At 32.7% G+C, this 20,943-nt stretch carries 11 protein-coding genes; 8 read left to right on the top strand and 3 right to left on the bottom strand.

The window, feature by feature from the left end:
• The first annotated feature begins 48 nt into the window (after positions 1 to 48).
• Positions 49 to 861 carry a formylglycine-generating enzyme family protein gene (locus tag Q7C23_RS04150; RefSeq protein ID WP_375031315.1) on the top strand — a complete coding sequence of 271 codons (813 nt, stop codon included), beginning with the start codon at positions 49 to 51 and terminating at the stop codon, positions 859 to 861.
• 85 nt (positions 862 to 946) lie between these two features.
• Positions 947 to 1,324 carry a hypothetical protein gene (locus Q7C23_RS04145; RefSeq protein ID WP_375031314.1) on the top strand — a complete coding sequence of 126 codons (378 nt, stop codon included), beginning with the start codon at positions 947 to 949 and terminating at the stop codon, positions 1,322 to 1,324.
• Positions 1,325 to 1,407: 83 nt separating this feature from the next.
• Here Q7C23_RS04145 and Q7C23_RS04140 read toward each other — a convergent pair whose 3' ends face one another.
• Entirely contained in the window at positions 1,408 to 2,103 is a 696-nt protein-coding gene (locus Q7C23_RS04140; protein WP_375031313.1) for a pseudouridine synthase, read from the bottom strand.
• Between the two features lie 394 nt (positions 2,104 to 2,497).
• Between Q7C23_RS04140 and Q7C23_RS04135 the strand changes: the two genes are divergently transcribed.
• The 4 genes from Q7C23_RS04135 to Q7C23_RS04120 all read left to right on the top strand — a co-directional run bounded on the left by Q7C23_RS04135 (position 2,498) and on the right by Q7C23_RS04120 (position 11,095).
• Positions 2,498 to 2,947: a T9SS type A sorting domain-containing protein gene (locus tag Q7C23_RS04135; protein ID WP_375031312.1), complete on the top strand. Its 450-nt coding sequence runs from the start codon at positions 2,498 to 2,500 to the stop codon at positions 2,945 to 2,947.
• A 6-nt stretch (positions 2,948 to 2,953) separates the two neighbouring features.
• Entirely contained in the window at positions 2,954 to 9,868 is a 6,915-nt protein-coding gene (locus Q7C23_RS04130) for an RHS repeat-associated core domain-containing protein (protein WP_375031311.1), read from the top strand.
• Positions 9,865 to 10,236, top strand: a complete 372-nt coding sequence (locus Q7C23_RS04125; protein ID WP_375031310.1) for a hypothetical protein — start codon at positions 9,865 to 9,867, stop codon at positions 10,234 to 10,236. The genes Q7C23_RS04130 and Q7C23_RS04125 overlap by 4 nt, the downstream gene beginning before the upstream one ends.
• 265 nt (positions 10,237 to 10,501) lie before the next feature.
• Positions 10,502 to 11,095 (top strand): IS1 family transposase, encoded by a 594-nt coding sequence (locus tag Q7C23_RS04120; protein ID WP_375031309.1) that lies wholly within the window; start codon positions 10,502 to 10,504, stop codon positions 11,093 to 11,095.
• Positions 11,096 to 11,495: 400 nt separating this feature from the next.
• Here the strand turns inward: Q7C23_RS04120 and Q7C23_RS04115 are convergent, their stop codons facing one another.
• Together Q7C23_RS04115 and Q7C23_RS04110 are read right to left on the bottom strand one after the other, a co-directional pair.
• The gene (locus tag Q7C23_RS04115) at positions 11,496 to 11,909 is read right to left on the bottom strand and encodes a hypothetical protein (protein WP_375031308.1); all 414 of its coding nucleotides are present in this window, start codon (positions 11,907 to 11,909) and stop codon (positions 11,496 to 11,498) included.
• A 188-nt stretch (positions 11,910 to 12,097) separates the two neighbouring features.
• Positions 12,098 to 16,090: a T9SS type B sorting domain-containing protein gene (locus Q7C23_RS04110; RefSeq protein ID WP_375031307.1), complete on the bottom strand. Its 3,993-nt coding sequence runs from the start codon at positions 16,088 to 16,090 to the stop codon at positions 12,098 to 12,100.
• 477 nt (positions 16,091 to 16,567) lie between these two features.
• Here Q7C23_RS04110 and Q7C23_RS04105 point away from each other — a divergent pair, with 477 nt between their 5' ends.
• Positions 16,568 to 19,234 carry a DUF6493 family protein gene (locus Q7C23_RS04105; RefSeq protein ID WP_375031306.1) on the top strand — a complete coding sequence of 889 codons (2,667 nt, stop codon included), beginning with the start codon at positions 16,568 to 16,570 and terminating at the stop codon, positions 19,232 to 19,234.
• On the top strand, positions 19,234 to 20,577 hold the full coding sequence (locus tag Q7C23_RS04100; protein WP_375031305.1) for an SWIM zinc finger family protein: 1,344 nt from the start codon (positions 19,234 to 19,236) through the stop codon (positions 20,575 to 20,577). Before Q7C23_RS04105 ends, Q7C23_RS04100 begins: the two co-directional genes overlap by 1 nt.
• Positions 20,578 to 20,943 lie beyond the last annotated feature (366 nt).

The following is a 20,943-nucleotide window of genomic DNA, read 5'->3' as shown; positions in this document are numbered from 1 at the left end:
GTTTTTTGCCACATATAAATAAGTGGGCAGTAATTTTAAACAGACATTATGATTAAACAGATATTCGTAATCTTTCTAGGGCTTTTGGTACTGAATTCCTGTAAACAAGATAATGTTGACTATGTTTTTGTAGAGGGCGGGACTTTTGAGCAAGGTAAAAACCAAATCATTATTAGTCCCAAAGGTGATACAATAAAGGGATTTACAAGTCCACACCGAATGGTAGAGCTTGATGACTTTTACATAAGTAAATATGAAATAACGGTTAAACAGTTTAGAGAATTTTGCGAAAAAACAGGCAGAAAAATGCCTGAAGCACCTATTGAAAATGCACACGGAATAAAAGTATATTATAAATGGATAGACGAAAATCCAATGCTTGCAACTTGGGACGAAGCAAATGACTTTGCTAAATGGGCGGGAGGAAGATTACCAACAGAAGCGGAGTGGGAATATGCTGCTAAAGGGGGGAAGAAAACCAGAAACTACAAATATAGCGGTAGTAATAATCCGATCGAGGTAGGATGGGTAAAAGAAAACTCAGACAGTACTTTTCATAAAGTCGGTCTACTTAAACCTAATGAACTAGGGATTTATGATATGACCGGAAATGTAGGTGAATGGGTTTTTGATTGGTACAACCCTGAAAAGGATAGTTTAGTAAGTAAAAAAAATCCGAAAGTAACAACAGAAGGAGAAGGGACCTATAAAATTTCGAAAGGTGTTAGTTGGTTTTACGAAACTCAAAGTGCCGATGGAAAGCCATTAGAATATGGAATACATATGCCAGAAGTTAGATACCAGTCTCCAAAAGATACACGAAATGACGGATTTGGATTTAGAATCGCGAAAAATAAATAGAGACTATCTCTGTTGATAATCCCAAAAATGGTCTTCATTTAATCCTACCTGAAAAGAAAGTTATGCACAACCTTTTCACAGAAACATGAAAAAATACACTTTAATATTGTTGTTAATATTTATTTCCTGTAAACAATCTTCTTGCGTAAACTTTAAGTCTGATGCTAAAAAATTTGGAGAAGAATTTAAGCGAGTTCATATGAAATATATTCTCGACAATAAAGAACTATTGTCTGACAAAAAAATGCTTACCGGAATGGATAGTATTGCAAGGCTTTACTTTGTTGATAGAAATATAATCTTGATTAAAAGATACCCACAATGCGTTGAAGCTGTTGCATCATTAAATTACATAAAAGATAAAATACCTAAAAAAGAATTGAAGACATTATTTAAAACTATTCCAAGAGAGTTCAAATCGGATACGAACTACGTGTCTGTAGAAAAATTTCTTAAAAAATGAGTTGTGTATAACAAGCCCCTCACTGGCGAGAACATTCCTCTGATTATTGCTTCAATTAGAACAATAATTTACAAATTAATATTCTATTCATACCTGCTCAAATCCAGATTAAGAATAGTGCCTACTCTGCTAAACTCTTCATTAATCTTTGCATTCAGGATTAGTTGTTCGTTTTTTATTGGATGATTAAAAATTAACTGATGTGCATGAAGCATCATTCCTTTCAGGTCGTAATTCTCCAGCCATAACTTATTTTGTTTATTGCAACCATGTGGTCGGCTTCCTAAAATGGGATGAAAAATATGTTTGAAATGTTTTCGTAATTGATGCATGCGTCCCGTTTCAGGAATTGCCTCTACCAAACAATATCGTGATGTTGGCCGATTATTAAATTCTAACGCAACTTCGGCATTTTGCAAACGATGAAAGTAGGTTATTGCATTTTGTTTAATGTCATCATCATTGGTTAAATCGTAATCAATCGTTAGTTCTTGGGGTGACCAGCCACGCAAAATTGCTAAATATTTTTTTTCGACTTCACGTGTGGCAAAACGATCATTCATAATTTTCAAAATCTTTTTATCCAACGCAAATAACAAGACACCAGATGTTTTGCGATCTAAGCGATGTATAGGATAAACATGTTGCCCTATTTGATTTCTCAGTTCCTGAATAGCATACACTTTTGCATCACGTGCATAAAATGATTTGTGAACCAACAATCCACAGGGTTTATTAATGGCTATAATATATTCGTCCTGATAAAGAATTTCTAACATTTGGCAAAAGTAAAGGAGATTTCGATTGAAATGGCTTTTATGACTTATTTAATTCTATACTTTTCTTTTTTTATTTAGATCGAAAAAAAAAACTGACTTTACGTGAAACCGTAAGGCTTCTTTGTTTTTTTTGAGTAGTATTGGCATTGCAAAAAAGCGAATGAAAACTCACCTCTTTAATTCCTAATTAAGATAAATAGTACCTAACCAAGTTTTATAAGCAACTACAAAACCAATTTTTATAGTCCTTAGATTTTGTTTTTTTTATTATTTAATAAAAAAAAGTCAATAAGTTTTCAGACAATTTAAAAAAATTGAAGGCAAAATGTGGAAACCCGTAAGAATGTTATTCTATTATATTTTTTCTTTGCCGAAAAAATAATTTTAATTTAATATGAGAAAAACAATACTATTTGTAATATTCTTATTTTCTTTTATTTCGAATGCCCAGCAGAAAATTAATTTTGGATATGATACTGCAGGAAATCAAACCTCTAGATCTTTATGCTTGAGCGGCTGTACCGCTAAACCAGCAAGGGAAATAAAAGAAATCGAAGCCATTGTTGATGAAGATTTAGAAAAATTCTTCCCAGAGGACCAAATCTCTTATTATCCTAATCCTGTAAAAGAAGAACTTTATCTTAAATGGGAATTAATAGATAATAATGCAGTTTCGTCTATAATAGTTTATGGATTTAATGGACAAATCTTAAAGAGCTATGCTAATATTGAAAGGAATAATACGCAAAATATCTCCTTCCAAGATTATTCAATTGGCGTATACCTAGTGGTTTTAAACTATTCAAACGGCGATCAGAAAACAATTAAAATTATTAAGCAATAAAGTTTTATGAAACAATTTTACTTTTTTATTTCAATATTATTTACCTCTCTATCTTTTTCTCAAAATTTTACTGATACAAAAGGAGAGCTTCAAATTTCTGCTTCGGGGGGGGCTATTTATAATTTGCCTATTGCAATTCCGCCAAGTATAAAAAGTGTGGCACCAACAATCAATCTTACATACAGCAGTGGAGCTAAAGGAGGTATTGCAGGTCAGGGATGGAATATTAATAGTATATCAACTATTAGCCGTATAGCAACCCGTCGTGATATTGATGGTTTTGTCGATGGTGTTGATTTTGATGCAGATGACAAATTATCTCTGGATGGTCAACGATTATTAATAAAAAGCGGTACGTATTGGGCTACAAACTCGACCTATGAGACTGAATATAAAAGTAATACCCGAATTGAACTGAAAATTGAGGGTACAACCACGTATTTCATTGTTACTGCTCCCGATGGCTCCAGAAGCTGGTATGGCTCGAAAGGATCTGGAAGTCTGCAAAATTCAGTTTCTTTGAATTCTTGGTATATTGTACGATATGAAGATACGTATGGTAATTTTATTGACTATAATTACAAAACGGTTGTCTATAATAGTACTAATCAATTGTATATAGATAACATTGTTTTTAGCGGTAATACAATAGCAGGAATTACAGCTCAGGATAAAATAGTCTTTACATATAAAGATCTAAAACGAGTAGAGCGAGATTACATAAAAGGGGTTCCTGTTTATGCAACAAAAATTTTGGACTTCATTCAGGTTTTTGCCAATAATACTGTTTTTAGAACTTATAAGCTTACTCATGTTGAAGATTCTTCCTTAGGTTATCAAAGGCTAAATCAGATACAGGAAATAAATGCTCAAAATGAGGTGTCAAACCCTGTTGTTTTTGAATATGAAACATCTCCTACAGATAAAATCAGAAGGGAAAAAAGTTATGTAAATCCACTTTCTTTTGATAAGGTACGCTTGGGCGGAGATTTTGATGGAGACGGGAGACTAGATTTTGTTGAGGCAAATAAAGTCTACACTAACCTGTTTAATGAAGACAGTGCAAATGCACCGATCACTTTGCCATTTATATATGGAACTGAAAAAATATTTGCCGCAACGACCTTGGTAAGTAACAAACTTAATCAATTTCAGTCTATCGTCAGGGTTATTGAAAAATTAGAAAGCATTGATTTTGAGTTTTATAGTTTTGCCAATGGTACTTTTCCAAAAGCCTTTACAAAAACAATTACATTGGATAATAAACGAACCAATGATTTGGATCCGAGATGTAAAAATAGCCTTGTGAATCAATATGAAATAAAAGCAACAAATAATTATTTGGAAGGTGATTTTAATGGAGATGGAATATCAGAAGCTTTATTAATCTCAGCCAGAAATGAACAGGAAGTGGTCAGCGAAGTGATTGGTGAAGATTTGCCGTCGCAAACGCGCTGTTTATATGAAGTGATAAATGATGGTTATGATTATTATATCGTGGATTTAAATCCATCAAGCTCTGTAGTTCTAGGGGATAAAGGTTTCGTAAAAGTACAAACGAATTTAGTTTTGAATGACTTAAATCCGCTTTTATATAAAAATCTTGTAGCGGATTTTAACGGTGATGGGAAATCTGATATTTTATCAATAAATCAAAATACCAAGGCCTATCAGGTAATTAGCTTTAAGCAGCTTACGACTGCTCCATGGATTCAAATGGAAGTAATAGGCACGGGGGTTTTGGATAAATACAGCAATACCAAACAAATGTTAATAGGTGATTTTAATGGTGATGGCAAGACAGACACCATGTTACCGGATGCAGAAGGGGGATCGGGTCAAACGACTTGGCATATTTATTACAGTAATCCAAACCCTGCAGGAGGAAACTATTTTGTTAAGGAAACCCACACCATAGTAGAATACTGGCCAGATACAGAGACAACCTATACTACACAGCGTCAATTTAGCACTTATTATGCTATGGATGTTAATAAGGACGGTAAATCAGATGTAGTTCGTGTATGGCGAAAATATTTTAAAGATAATTGGACAATTAATAATCATGATACGGAATGGTGGATAACTACCTATGCTAATAATATTGGCAAGACAGGGAGTGTGCAAACTTTTTCATTAGAATATGATTCTGATTTAGTTGGCCCTCTTGGAAAATCGCACTTATTTTCAAATTCTCCCGATATTCCAATTCCATTAACGTCTAACTTCAGATATGATGGAGGGAATACAGATTTAGTAATGGTGAGGGGGCATTATAACATAATTGAATATTATCAATTTAATAAAAATGCCGCTACCGAAAATCGATTAAAATCAGTATTAGAAGCCAATGGAAATATTAAGCAGACTATTGAATACAAACCAATGGTGGCAGCAGACTATAAATTCGGTAATGCTTCAACTGATTTTTATTCATCAGCTAATGCGGTAAATTATCCTAATATCGAAATCATAAGAAACGGTGATAATTATCTGGTTTCTAAACTGACAGCTACCATTAATGGGGTTTCTAAATATCAGGTTTTTAGATACAGAGGTTATGTTTCAAATTTTGATTATGGAACAGTTGGCTTTACCAGAAGCACAAGAAGTAGCTGGTATTTAGCAGATACAGATCCGAAAATCTGGACAACGCAAGCAATTGATATTGCACAGCGCGGATCAAGTAAAATCACCTGGTCAAGTACGGCTGGCACAACTGTTTTTGATGCCGTGCCAACTAGTTTGCTGAGCACAAAAACAAATATTTTTTCCACTTATACCAACCCGACCTCAAAAGTTTATAATGTATTGCTCGATTCGCAAACAACTGTCGACGCATTGTCAGGGGTGAAATCCGAAAGCACTTATACCTACGATGGACTGGTAAATGCACCGCTTTACTATGGTTTAGAAACTAAAAGTGTGGTGAGACAATATACTGGTGCCACTTTGCAAGGTTCTGTGACCACTGATTCGCAGTATGATAGTAACCCAACTGGAGTAGGGAACGCCTATTACATCGGAAGACCTAAAAAAATAAACACCTCAGCAAACAACGTTGGCTCAGGAGATACCCGAACCACGGAAAAAGTGTACACCTATACAGGGTCAAATTTAACTAAAACTGAGAAAAAAGGTCATAATACCTATGCTATAGTGGAGGACATGACCTATGACCTACTAGGTAATTTATTGACAAAAACGGTTTCTGCACCAGCTGCGGTTCCGGTCCCAACAGCCCGAATAATTAAGGATGAATACGATACTACCAAGCGTTTTGTAGTCAAGAAAACAGATCATCAGGGCTTTATTACCACTTATTCATATAATACACTAGGCCAGGTAACAAAGTCTACAAATTATATGGGGGTGATCAATGATTTTACTTATGATAACTGGGGTAAATTAATTAATACAACCGTTACAAACGCTTCAACAGTGCCATTAGCTACAACCATTGTTTATGCAAAACTGGCAACAGGTGGCTACACTGCAACAACCACTAATAACTTAGAAGCAAAAACAGTTGTAGAATATGATGTTTTAGGAAGAGTCGTGAAAAATTCTACAAAAGGATTTACGGCTAATTCGATGATATCTAAACAAGTGGTATACGATGTATTAGGAAGAAAGCAAAAGGAAAGCGAACCTTATCTTTCGGCACCAAACTTATGGACAAGTTATGAGTACGATTATTTGGTGAGGCCGACCAAAATAACCGCCCCAACAGGAAAAATACAAACCTTATCGTATTCTGTTTTAACTACAACAAGCAATGATGACGGAAAAATAACTACAGCTACTGTAGATGCTTTGGGTAATAAAGTGCAGAGTACAGATCCAGGGGGGACTATTAATTTTAAATATTATGCAGACGGGCAACTCAAAGAATCCGACTACTTGGGTAATAAGGTTACTATCACTATAGATGGCTGGGGCAATAAAATTGCAATGAGCGATCCAAGCGCTGGAAATTATTCTTACAGTTATGATGCATTTGGCCAACTAAAAACAGAAACTACACCAAATGGAACCACTTCTTTTGTGTATGACGCTGCCGGAAAACCAACGGAGAAAACAATTGTAGGCCCAGCTACCAATAGTAAAACTACCTATGCTTATAATACATTAAGCCAGGTTACAAGCAGTACTTATGTAGACAATGTCGAAACAAAAACAACTACTAATACTTATGAGTATGATACTCTCAAAAGATTGTTTAAGACTACTGAAACGACGCCATATGCAGTTTTTGTTAAACAATTAACCTATGATAGTCTGGGAAGAATTGATAAGGAAACTTCTACAGCCACAGCGGCAGGAAAAACAAGCTCAAAAACAGTAAAAAACACTTATCAGAACGGTTTTCCCTGGCAAATTTTAGATGATGCTACGCAGGCGGTTTTATGGCAGTCTAATACCTTAAACGAAAGAGGGCAGCTTTTGACTGCTACTTTGGGTAATGGAATAGCGATAACCAATGCCTATGATCAATATGGTTATGCCACCCAAATAAAGCATGATAAAACAAGCCCAACGGTTGTGAATATCATGACACTCAATACGGCTTTTGAGATAAAAAGAGGAAATTTGAACAGCCGTACCAACAGCTTGTTCAGCCGAAATGAAAGCTTTAAATACGACGGATTAGACCGTTTGACCGAATATACAAACGGACTAGGAATCCAGGTAACCCAGGCTTATGATGATAAGGGTAGAATTACACAAAATAATGTTGGAACTTACGAATATGATACCACAAAGACCTATCAGAATAAAGCGATAACTCCCACACCTGAAGCATTAGGATATTATGCCAACAGAGAAGGGATTTTTAATGATAGTATGGAAAGTCAGACTGGATGGTCAAAAGGAGGTTATTATCCAGTATTAATATCTTTTGATGGGACAGTTTCACATACTGGAAAAAATTCACTTAAAGTTAGTTCAGTTGGAAAAACAGTGAATTATGTTCAATCCGATGCATTTATTAATATTGATAATAACGTTGATACGAAGTATACTTTTTCTGGATGGGTTTATAGTGATAGCCCTAAATCTCAGCTTACTATATTCACCTATCAAACTATAGGTCAAGGAACTTATACAGCGGCTGTAAGCGTAAGTACAACTGTTTTAAATGCTTGGACTTACATTGAAAAAGAAATTACAGTTCCGGCAAATATTAAGGTATTAAATTTAAGAGCAGATAATGTTGGTACAGGAAATGTATGGTTTGATGATGTACGGATACGCAAGATAAGCGATCCTGCGACAACAACACGAGCATTAAACATAACCTATAACACATTTAAAAGCCCGATACAAATCGAAGAAACCGGTGTTGATAAAATTAGTTTTACCTACAATGATGGCAATGACCGAAGCAGCATGTTCTACGGGGGATTGCAGACGGACAAACTTTTGAGAACCTACCGCAAGCATTATTCTGCAGATGGTTCAATGGAAGTGAAACATAATACTGTTACCGGGGCGGTTGAATTTGTAACTTATATTGGAGGTGATGGCTATTCAGCACCTATTGTTTTAAAAAGCAACGGAACAACACAAAATTATTTATATTTACATAGGGATTACCAAGGTACTATAACAGCAATTTCAGACCAGACTGGTGCAGTTGTTGAAAAACGATTGTTTGATGCGTGGGGGAATATTGTAAAAGTTCAGGATGGTGCAGGCAATATTTTGGCAGGTTTAACTGTTTTAGACAGAGGTTATACAGGCCACGAGCATTTACAGAGTATTGGCATTATACACATGAACGGACGTTTGTATGATCCGAGATTGCATCGATTCCTACAGCCGGATAACTACATACAAGAGCCTTATAATACACAAAATTACAATAAGTATGCTTATGTATTAAATAATCCTCTTAAGTATACAGATCCAAGCGGAGAAGAGGCAATTACTATTGGCTTAGCGATAGGTATAGGGGCTGCAGTGGCAGCGTTAACCTACACTATTACGGCATTAGTTGCCGATGTTCCTTTTAGTGTTGGAGGACTTGTTAAAGCAACTTTTATTGGCGCAGCAAGCTCCGCTGTAACCTTTGGTATCGGAAGTGCGTCAACAGCATTGTTTAGTAATTTTTACTCACAGGCAGCATTTCAGGCAGCAGCCCATGGTACTTTTCAAGGTTCAATGACGGCAATTTCTGGAGGAAAGTTTTGGAGTGGTTTTGCAGCAGGTGCTTTAAGTAGTATTGCAGCAAGTGCTTGGAGTGGGGGAAAAACAGAAACGACTGGTTTTTCAAAAGAAAACAACTGGGCTTATGGTTCAAAAACAATTGTACATAAAGGTATTGGAGGAGGAACAGGAGCAGTGGGTATGATTGCTTTCGGTACCGTTTCAGGAGGAGCGGGAGCAGCTCTTACAGGAGGTAATTTTTGGCAAGGCGCTGTTACAGGGCTTGTAGTTAGTGGGCTGAATCATGCACTACATCAAATTGACCCACCAGCAAAAAAGGCACCGAGCCTTGAAGAAACAAATGAATTTTACTCTAAGAATAAAAGTTTGAAAACAACTTATATTGTTGATGCATCGACAGTTGATTTGAATTTTGTAAATACAAAAGGATGGGTAATTGACCAGGTTTATATGGTTCAAACACTTTATAAATCCGAACATGGCTTAGTTTTTGGAAAATTAAATTTACAATACAAAGGGAATAATCAAGTGAAAATAATGGATGATTTTTACGATTTTAATTTAGAATTTTCAAATCCATTAAAGGTAGCTGAGTTTCTATCTCCTAGAAATATTTTTACTGGAATTGCCCAACTTTATGCTGGTAAGGGTACAAGCTTTACTTTTAAATTTTCAGGTTTAAACACAATTAAAAATAATTCGGTAAAAGTTGTACCGCAATCAAGTTCATATAAACAATATCCATGAAAAAATTAATTTTAATATCTATTCTAATATTCGCAAATGGTTGCAATATGTCAGATCAAAACTTCGAACTTCCTAGTAACTATATATTTGTAAGGGAAGGAGGAAATAGTAATATTGTCTTGCAAAAAAATAAGTTGATAATTGATAAAGGAGCTGTTGATTTTAGTTTCGATAATAAGTTTATTTTTTTCTCTGTAGATTGTAGTTTATCTATGGAGCCATATAAAGTTCCCAAGGAAAAACTTATTTATTATATACATGATATCGAAGAAGATACTTTATCAAAGCCTTTGAATTATAATTTCGTTAGGAAATTTATGATTAAAAACAATGTTGGTAAGCAAAATAATATCCTAGTAAAACATTAGTTTTTATTAGTTTCAATCACTAATAATTATTCTTTAAAGATGAAAAATATTAATTTATGACGAAGTTTCGTGAGAATTGTGGTAAAAGTGAACAAGGTAGTGTTATAAATTAGGTGTTTTTATAAAATAATGACTTAGCGAGCTGAAAAAAAATATTAATTATTGAATAGAAAGGAGAGGCGACCTATTGGTCGCCTCTCTCATTTTTTGTCTTTTAATATGCCTTAAAATGCTTTTACCTTGCCTTAGTGTTTCAAATTAGGTCATGAAAATAAAATGTAATTTTTGCAATGGTACATGCATAAAAAATGGATTTCAATCTAATGGAATTCAGCGTTATAAATGTTGTGTTTGTCAAAAAAGACAACAGATTGACTATCGGTATAACGCTTATAAAAGGGATATCAATCAGGAGATAGTATTGTTCACAAAAGAAGGTTTAGGGATAAGAAGCACGGCAAGAATATTAAAAATTTCAACTACAACATTATTGAAAAGAATAGTTTCAATTGCAAGAAAGATTAATCGGCCAGTTATTAGTAGAGGAAAAACTTATGAAGTTGATGAAATGTGTACATATATGAAACACAAAAGAAATTGTATCTGGTTGGTTTATGCTTTAGAAAGAGATTCTAAAAATGTTGTCAGCTTTAATGTTGGAAAAAGAAATAATAAAACATTAAGTCGCGTTCTGGATACTTTAAAATTATCAGAAGCTAAAAAGATATTTACAGACAGATTGAAGAACTACAGATATCTTATTGATGAGAAATTACATTCTGTAAAACGCTTCGGTACAAATCATATTGAAAGGAAAAACTTGACGCTCACCGCGCTAGCGCGAGCGTCCCGCTCGTGAACGCAATCAAAATCAATAAAGCAAAAGCCATTCTGTTACGGGATGGCTTTGCTTTTTTAAATCTTTTTTTGTTAGTGTATGTCTGCTTTAGTATGTATCATTATAGAATGTGCAACTTTTTATAAGAAGATTTCGAGCAGTGCGGAATAAATCCGTCGAATATGGATTAAATTAAAAAAGCTCCAGATTTCTCTGGAGCTTTTTTGTTTTAGTAGCCCTAACGGGACAATTTTCGAACCATTTTTTAAAAGATTTAAATAAGTTGATTGAAATAAATTATTAGTTGTATTCCAGTATTTTTTTGATATTTTTATAATTACCCAATCACACTACTAAGTTGAAACATTGGTAAATACATTGCCACTAATAAAACAGCAACCAAAACCCCAACAAAAAAAAACTAATTTTCATCATATATTATGATCCAATTTGCATCTTGCATTTGTTCTACTGTAAAACTATAACGTTTTAGTACTAAATCATTGGCAACAACATCTTCCCAACTATTATTAAGTAGAACCTGTTCATCGAATAATAAGTAATAAAGTTTATTATTATTCTCTGTAAACAATTCTTCGTAGCAGCCTTTATCTCTGCCAAATATGTCATTTTTTGTACCTGCGGGAACTATTTTAAAATAATCACCTGATTTTGTAGGATTCGAATTGGTAGCAGGTAACATACTAACACAAAAATAAATTACCTTATTGGAGTTATTTAATATGGTGACACGTTTATGACAATCTACGGTATCTTTTTCTGATACACAGGAAACAATAAATAGTGCCAACACCGTTAAAAATATATTTTTCATAATTTTTTAGATATTTTGTTTTGATTGAATGAAAAAAAACAGTTTTATCAAATTTGCCATATAAAAGGGCATGAATTGTAGAGCTTAAATATTCTAGTTTACTCACTTTTAATTCCCAATTCAGTTTTTTTTTATTTTTTTTATTTTGTAGGGATAATACAATATAAACTTGAGCTTTTAGGATAATTTTATCTTTTTAAAGCAAAATGACCTTTAAAAATTCTACCATCTTCGAGATTTACAACATACCAATAATCATCTGCAGGCATGTTTGTTCCAAGATAAGTACCGTCCCAGCCCTGACTCATTGTACTAATTTGTTTGAGCAGTTTTCCATATCGGTCAAAAATCTGAATAGTAGTTTTGGAATTCGATACCTCTTCAATACCTTCTACGTTCCAGTAATCGTGATGAGAATCTTGATTTGGGGTGAAAAATTTAGGAATTCCAAATACGGCAACTTCCTTTGACGCAGTGCCACACCCGTTTTGATCTTTAACATAAACAGTATGAATACCTGCACGAACATTCAAAAAAGTATTTTCATTTTGATAGTAACCATTTTGATCATCTAGTGCATAAAGATAATCCCCATTTCCTGAAACTGAAATGGAAATAGTATTAGATTCATCAACAAGGGCAATAATATTTGAGGCAATATCGGAGGCAGATACTTTTATGGTTCTGGTTCTTGTACATTGTGTTTGTTTATCGCTTACTTGAACAGTAAAAATCCCTTCCTTGTTTACTGTTAGACTATAATTAGTTTCATTGGGAATTAAATCTCCATTAAAAAACCATTGATAATTGTAATCATTCATTACATTCATATCTAAAAGTCCTGCATCAATCTGCTTGGTAAAAGTGGGTAAATTACTGCATACTAATTCTTCTCCACTTAAATTGATTTTTGGAACAGGATTTACTACAAACGCAATTACGGTACTTGCAGTACAAGTGGTATTAGTAGGATTTACAACTTCCACTTTTATATTTTGAGAACTCGTTACAAAAGGATTTGGAAGCGGACTAGGCAGTGGGTAATTATTACTGTCGTAATAATTAACTTTCATTCCAGTCTGGGTTCCCAGCAAAAGAGCTTCAAAAGAGGAAGTGTCAAAAGCATATTTTCCATCCTGCATAACAGGGTCAGATTCATCATCGCAAACCGTAGTCATTGCCGGATCAATTGGGAATGCCTCTGGCAAATCATCTACCACAAAAGAAATAGTTGAGTCGAACGAGCACAATGCTGGCGTATTATTGGTAACAATAACTTTTATAATTTGAGAATTGGTAATGAAAGGATTTGGCAGTGGACTTGGCAACGGATTATTGTTGTGATCCACATATGAAACGCTAACATTTGTTAATCCATTTAAGAGTTCTTGTTCCAGATTTGAAGTATCAAAAGCATAAAGACCATCCTGATCGTCGTCACAATGAATTCTTTCGATTGATTGTATAACTGGAATAGGTTCTACTTTTAAGGTAATATAACCGCCTAATCCTAAACAGTCATTGTTGAGCCTGCTATCAACACGAATGAATATTTTTTGAGTATTTGGAGAATCTGAATTTCTGTAATTTGAAATGTCTGCAATAGCATTTTTCTCTGATAAAGCATCTTGAATATTCTGATAATAAGTAATATCTAAAAGCTGACCGGCAGGAAAGATATTAGTAATATCATTTGTCACAACGCTCAAATCAAATGTGGCAATACCATCTTTATTTGTTCCTAAAACTTCATCATCACATTCTACGAGAGTTTTTGAATAAGCGGCCGGAATTTGTGTTGTCGAAACTATTAAATTGAGCTGGGTAGTTCTGTAGCAATTGTTCTTATTGGTTATGCGGACGTACACTTTATCAGTACTGACGGTCTGATTGCGATAGGATGTCTGGTTTAAAATTGGGTTAGTGTTATTTTGAGCATCGGCTAAACTTTTATGAAAAGTAATCGTTTCAACTGCCCAATTAGTTGTTATTTTAGCAATAGCTTCTTCCAGATTAAAGTTGCTGAAACCATCAATGTCATCGTCGCACTGTTTTAAACTTACTTCATTTACAACTACTGGCAAAGGAAAAACTTCCAACTTGAATGATGTAGAAGCTGTACAACTTGCATTGTCTTTGTTAGTAACCTTTACAAAAATAGTTTCTGTTGCATTTGTGTTTTGATAAGCCTTTGGCAAAGCAATCAATTGTGTAAATCCGGCATCTTTATAATAGGATACAAAAAATTGAGATGATGGCTGTACATTTAAAATAGCTGCTTCTCTTTGCGTTAAGTCGAAAAGGATTTTTCCGTCTGTATCAGTTCCAGCGGTTGTGTTATCACAGCCGTTTAGATCTGAAATATTTACAGGCAGATTAGGTTTTGGCGTATCAAAAACATCAATGCTGAAACTTGTAGTGCTTTTGCAGTCTCCATTTGCTTTGTTGTAAATTTCTGCTGTAATAACTTCTTCACTATAGGCTATTACATTCAAATAAGAATCAGGTAAAGCTACTGCCACGCCATTTACAAAATAATTAATACCATATAAATTCGGATCTTGTCCGTTTAAAATAGACGCATTCAGGCTGGTGAGATCAAAAGTATAAAAACCGTCATTATTGTCATCGCAAACTAATAGGTTTTGTGGTTTTGCTGCTGTAGGAATTTTAGAGATAACTATATCTTTAACTTTAGTACTCGCGCCACTTAAACCTGCGACAGTAACTGTGATGGTAAATGTTCCGTCTGTAAGGTATTTATGTGTTGGATTTATATCTGTTGAAGTTGTGCCATCTCCAAAATCCCATGTCGCTGAAGTTATCGTTTGTGCTGAATTTAATATAAATTCTGTAGTGTTTCCAAAACATAAATTTTTAGCTTCAAAAAAGGCATCAAAAAAAGAACTTATAAAAGGCGGCAAGCCTTTTCGATGTTCTGTATCTGGAGCCAGAATTTGCCCTTCGGGATTAAAATCACATCCCAATCCTATAATATTTGGTTTATTGATAACACCAAGTGAATTGATAAGATAAGAGCTATAATAAATTTTATTATTAGGGCCAAGTTGCAATGCACCAATACCATATGGAGCATTAAAAAGAAATATTTTAGAATTCGGAATATCATTGCTTAGCAAATTGAACTGGGCTAATGACTGTGAAGTTTCAAAAGAATCGTAACTTGCGTAAAGTAAATTTGAGTCACTAGAAAACTCAACACCATAAGCGTGAACTTCTGTAAGTACTAAATTTGGATTACTGACTTTACCCGTCAAATTATCAAAGTCGTAAGTGTAAACACTACCTTTATAATTGCTATAGGGTGCACTTTCAGTATCAATTTGATCATAAGCTGCTGCTAATTTTTTCCCGTTAGGAGATGCCTTAAAACAGCCTATCGCATTTCTGCGATACCCAAAAGTAGGAACATTGGGTAAAACAGCTGATTTGACTGGGGTAGAAATAACCCCGCTGGAAGTTACCCTGAAAGCAAAAAAATTATCTGTAAATTGAGTTATGACCCAATAACCATTTCCTGAAGCATCTTTAACTGCTGTTATTTTCTCTGAACATTTGTATTTTATTTCTTCACCGGCGGGATTTGTGTCGTAAGTTATTAAAGGATTATTACGGCTGATAATATCGCCTTTACTATTGTTGCTTCCTATTTTATTAAGATTAACTACAGAATAATTTAAACCATTATTTAAACCGTCATCATTATCCGGAGTTTTACCACTATCTTCATCTAGATAAGTTCCAGAAAAAGCATTTGGATATACCGCAGCATTTTCATGATGAGGTTCATCTAGTGTAAAAATGTAGTAAATACTCGAACTTCCTGGCTTTGGGACTATGATTGCTGAATTTGTACTGGATGGATCTCCAAGCAGACCTGTGCCTCCGACATAATTACCATTGGGCATGATCACATGATTCTTATCCCAGACCGTTCTTCCATCAGTATAAAATAACAAATCTCCATTACTGTTTGCAATAGACGCGCAACCTTCGTTTGTAGATAGCTTTCCGTCACCTAAAGGAATAACAGAACCATCTGGCTGAAATTTAATCCCTGCATTTTTGCCAAAGTACCAAACAGCTGCTTCATTTTGTGAATAAGCATAAATACAAAAAAAGAAAAATAGTGGTAAAAATATATTTTTTAACTGAGCCATTTTTATTGTTAATTTTTTAATAAATCAACAAATATATGAGATTTCATTTAATAGCAATGATAAATAAATTCCTGCTTTTTATTGTTTTATAATTTGTGTGGAATATGTGGTTCTAATTAACTATTTACAGTGATCAAAATAAATTACAATACAATTTTTAAAATATAAACAGGACAGCTTTTGATAATTGAAAGTTTTATTTTTTTGATATTTAAACTTTTCAATGTTAACTTACTATAGTAGAGTTAACATAAAATTATTTACTAATCGTAGTTATTCGAACCTTTTATTTGAAGTTAAAAAAGAACTGCATTACAGCTTTCGGCTACTGTAAAAGATTTGGACAATTGGGTTAATGGAACGTTGGTTTTGTATTTGGAATGATTTGGTAAATCCAAAGAATGGGCTTAATTTAGTCCCAAACCACTGTAGCCCCAGAACGTTATGCCTCATGCTAAAACGACACCCTTAAAAAATATGGAAAGAATCATAAATCTAATTAAAAGCAAAAACTGGAACGAGATTCTGAATTTCTCAAAAACTTTGACAGAAGAGGATCGTTTTTCTACTATTTCTTTATTGAAAGGGCTAGATATTGACAGGGATATTTTAAAAAAGGAGGGTTCAAAATTAACTGGTCAGGAAAGAAATGATTTTTATGAAAATAGGCAACAGATAGATGCTTGTTTAAATTACTTTTTAATAACCTGTATAAGAAATTATGAGGAATTAAAAAAAATAGAAACCAAACATGAATTCTATACTTCAAGTCCATATTACAGCTATATTTCAACTAGTAATTTTGAGTCACTTGTTAACTTCTATAAACTCTTTCCACCTAATTATCTGAACAAAGTAATTAAAGACCTATCAAAAGAACGATTCAGGAACATCAACTTTAAAGTACTTTGGAAATTTTATGAAAATAATTGGGTTGAATTTGATGAAGAATTTTTTGTTAGAAGCTTATTTAATTTACAAGGTTTTGACAATAACCATTTTGACGATGCTGAATTTTTATTGGCACATACTGAATTGATAAATAAAGTTTTTTGTAAATTTTATAAATATGAAATTCCAATTCTAGATTTAATTAAAGCAAACTCAATAGATTATTCTAATGGGTTAAGTGCAAAAGCAAATGTTTATTGGACTGAAGTTTTCAAAATATTAATTAAAAACAATGCTTTTACTAATAGAAGTATAGTAACGTACCTCTTGGAATCATTACTAAATAATTGGAAGAAACCACATTTAGATTGGCATATTAGATTATTGGAATTGTTTCATCCGACGAAAGAAGAATTAATAGCAAACCAATCTACACTATTTTCGGTATTAGGAACTGGACAAACTAGTTTAATAAACTATGTTATCTTAAACATTAAAACTATATACACAAATAAGGAATTTGACACTTCATTATTTATAGAAAATGTTCCGATTATATTTACTAATGACAAAACTGTCAAATCGATTTTAGTAGTTTTGGAAATTATTGAAAGCGTGTTAACTAATTCATTTAAAATTGCCATTGATTACAGAGAAGAACTATGCTTGCTTTTTATACAATCTGATACAAAGATCCAAGAGAAGGTAGCCAAAATTTTAGTAAATTATTTTGATGATAAAGACTTAGTAAAAATAGTATCTCCATTTTTATCAAATCTAAAAAAAGTAGCAAAAGATATTTTAAAAGTTGACAACCTCACTTCTGAAAATTTTGATAACGTAATTGCTGAGAAGAAATCAATTAAAGAAATTGCACCAATTACTAATTGGGACGAGCTTTTATTTCAAATAGGGACTTGCATCAGAACAAAATCAACAATAGACATAGAGCTGTTTTTTGAAGGTATTATTCAACTTCAATCTAAGATTCCATCTGACTATATAAAACAGATAAAACCATATACAAAATCTCTTTTTAATAAAATTCATGAAAGTGATACGCTGACTGCATTTACATTATTTCTTGAGAGCTGGACAATTAAAGATGATAAAGTATTATCAAAGATGGATTTCAAATACATTCCATTTTTAGGCAAAAAGGCAAAAATGACACTTTTGAAATTAAAGGATAAAAATACATTGCCCTTTATATCAACACCAACTCATGAACCATTTTTTGTGCATCCGAAAATTTTATTAGAAAGATTATTGCAATATGAAAATAGTAATACAAAAGTTGATTTGGAAGATTTAGTTGTTGCTTGTAATAGAATATTAATAACAGAATTGGATGGTGATTACAGTAAAGATTTAAAAAACCTAAAAGGCTATTATTCTGATGCTATAGGATACTTTTTTGGAATATCTGACAAAATTAATTTTACCAATGAAACATTACCACTTTGGACACAAATAACTAGAATTAAAAACCCTAATGGAAATTTTTCTGAATTTCAAAAATCCAAAGCATCAAACTATCCTTCTGTTGTTTATCCATTTAATATTAGTTTTAATATTGAAAAAGATGCTAATAAATATGCTACTTGGTATAGATTAATTCTAGATAATAACTGGAATTATACTTGGTATAATAAAGAAAAAGCAATAAGGCAAGAAACAATATTTTACAATACTGCCTCGATAGAAAAAGCAAGTAGGGTTGATATAGGAAACCAATTGTCATTAAATCCCAATTATATTGATGCACTACTTTGTAGATATATACCAGATACAGCTACAGGAAATGAAGTGAGTGGATTTGAAGAATGTTTGTATCCAATGCAATTTATTTTAGAACATCAACTTCTTATATATCATAGTGGTTGGCTATATGTAGCAGTATGTTTGCTTTTTGAGAAGAAAATTTCACGAGATCTTGCATCAGAGTATATTAATTTAGCAATTACTAGAAATGAAAATTTAGATGATTTTGCAAAAATTTTAAGTAAGTTGATAAACGAAAAATTTGCACCAATAAACCGATTGATTGAGTATTTAGATAAACCTAATCATTCAAAAGGAACTAAACATTTTCAATTTCTTGTTTTATCTAATTGTATAAAAAACTTTGATAAACAAAATCTACCTACTAATAGTAAAAAAGTTGTTCAATATTATAAAGAATTACAAAATGATTTAAAATTAAATATTGAAGAGGAAGTAGAAGAGAAAATAATAGAAATAAAGAAATAATGGAAACAGAATTTATTTATCAATATAAAAACCCATCCCACTTTCTTCAAGAAGAGAATAATAAAATTTTTTCGTTCTCACATAATACTGAAATTGATGAAGATAACAATAAGCCTTGCTTTTTTTATGGAAATATTATTAATTCATTTTTAGCATCTAGATGTTTAAGTGTGTTAGCAAACACAGTCAACTCTCATTTTGCATTAACACCTGGTCAAATAGCAAAATTAAGAGATCCAATAGTTTCTGTTGGCGCAGGAGAAATTCATTTTGAAGCGTTTTCTTCTTGTAATAGTGTATATGCTAGAGTTAATATTTTAAAGAACGGTATTGATGGAGATTTTTTGCATTCTGGTACTACAAATATTGATTTTAATAATCAAACAATAAGGGCTTTTAATAATGTGCAGCAATCTGAAAAATTACTAATAGGTATCGGTTCGAAAGAAGTACACGTAATTACAGAAAAACATAAAACCATCGAAAAGAAAGTAACATTACCCAATAGATGGATTAAAGGTTTAGGAAATGTACAAGTATTTTTATCCGAAATGGAACTTGCTTTTCAATTGACCAAATTCGAAGCGTTACAATTATTTAAAACACTTCCTAATACACCAACAAAATCAGAATATTATCTAACAAAAGCGGGTGCCAATTATACTTTTTCACCAATAGAGAGGCAAAATAGTATAAAAGTCGGCGGAATTCACAGACTAAATTTAATACAAAAATTAATTTCGTCAGTAGACAGTCTATTTATTTACAGACATAAAACACAACAAAGCTTTGCCTTAATTTTAAACTTCAAAGATATTCAAATGACATATTTGTTTTCAAATAGTGTTTATAGAGGATTTTCAGGAGAAGGAAAGCTTTTAGAAGATTTGACAAATTCAATTTCATCAAACCTAATAAATGGGATGGATAATTATTTTAAGACAAATGAAGTATTCAATCCTACATTAATTTCAGTTGAAAATGGAATTGATTTAAGAGTAATGAATAATTTACAATCAAATTTATCAGGTATTGGTTTACTTGGGTATAATTTATTTGATAACAACTATTTTTACAGGAGACTTCCATTCAAACTTGAAAGACTATTAAATTTTAACCCTAGATTAAAAAATGCTAAAAAAATAGTTGAAAGTGATGAGATAAAAATTTTAGAAAAAACAGAAACTTTTATTAAAGCAATTGTAAAAGGTTCTACTGATATTTACCATACGGTCATTAAAAATAATGATATCTATCAATGTACTTGTAATTGGTACACTACCAACGAAAACAACAGAGGACTTTGTAAACATATTCTAGCAGTAAAAATTAGACATGAATAGAAAGTAAAAAGGAAAAATAAGGGCAGAAGTGCTAAATTGAACCTTAGTAAGTCTATTTGATATATGTGTAATTGACTTTATTTAGGATGATTACCCTAAAGGGACTCGAACCAAATCCCCTTGAAGACGCAGGCTTTTAAATTTTCCAGAAACTGAGGCAAAATTTATCGAACCATAAAAAAAACCGAGAAATCTAGATTTCTTGGCTTTAATTTTTTTTTAGTAGCGGGAAGCATTCAATTATCTAACCAGATTATCTTGGATTATTACAGTATTTTAGCATGCGCATCTTAATTTTTTCTCTGCTTTTTGCTTGCATAGCCACTCATATAACTGCCAAAAAAGCATCAATCAAATTTAAATTCC

The sequence above is a fragment of the Flavobacterium sp. LAR06 genome, from assembly GCF_041946075.1.
GTDB lineage: Bacteria > Bacteroidota > Bacteroidia > Flavobacteriales > Flavobacteriaceae > Flavobacterium.
Note: the sequence above shows the minus strand (reverse complement) of the source record. Positions and strands in the feature narration are given on the sequence as shown.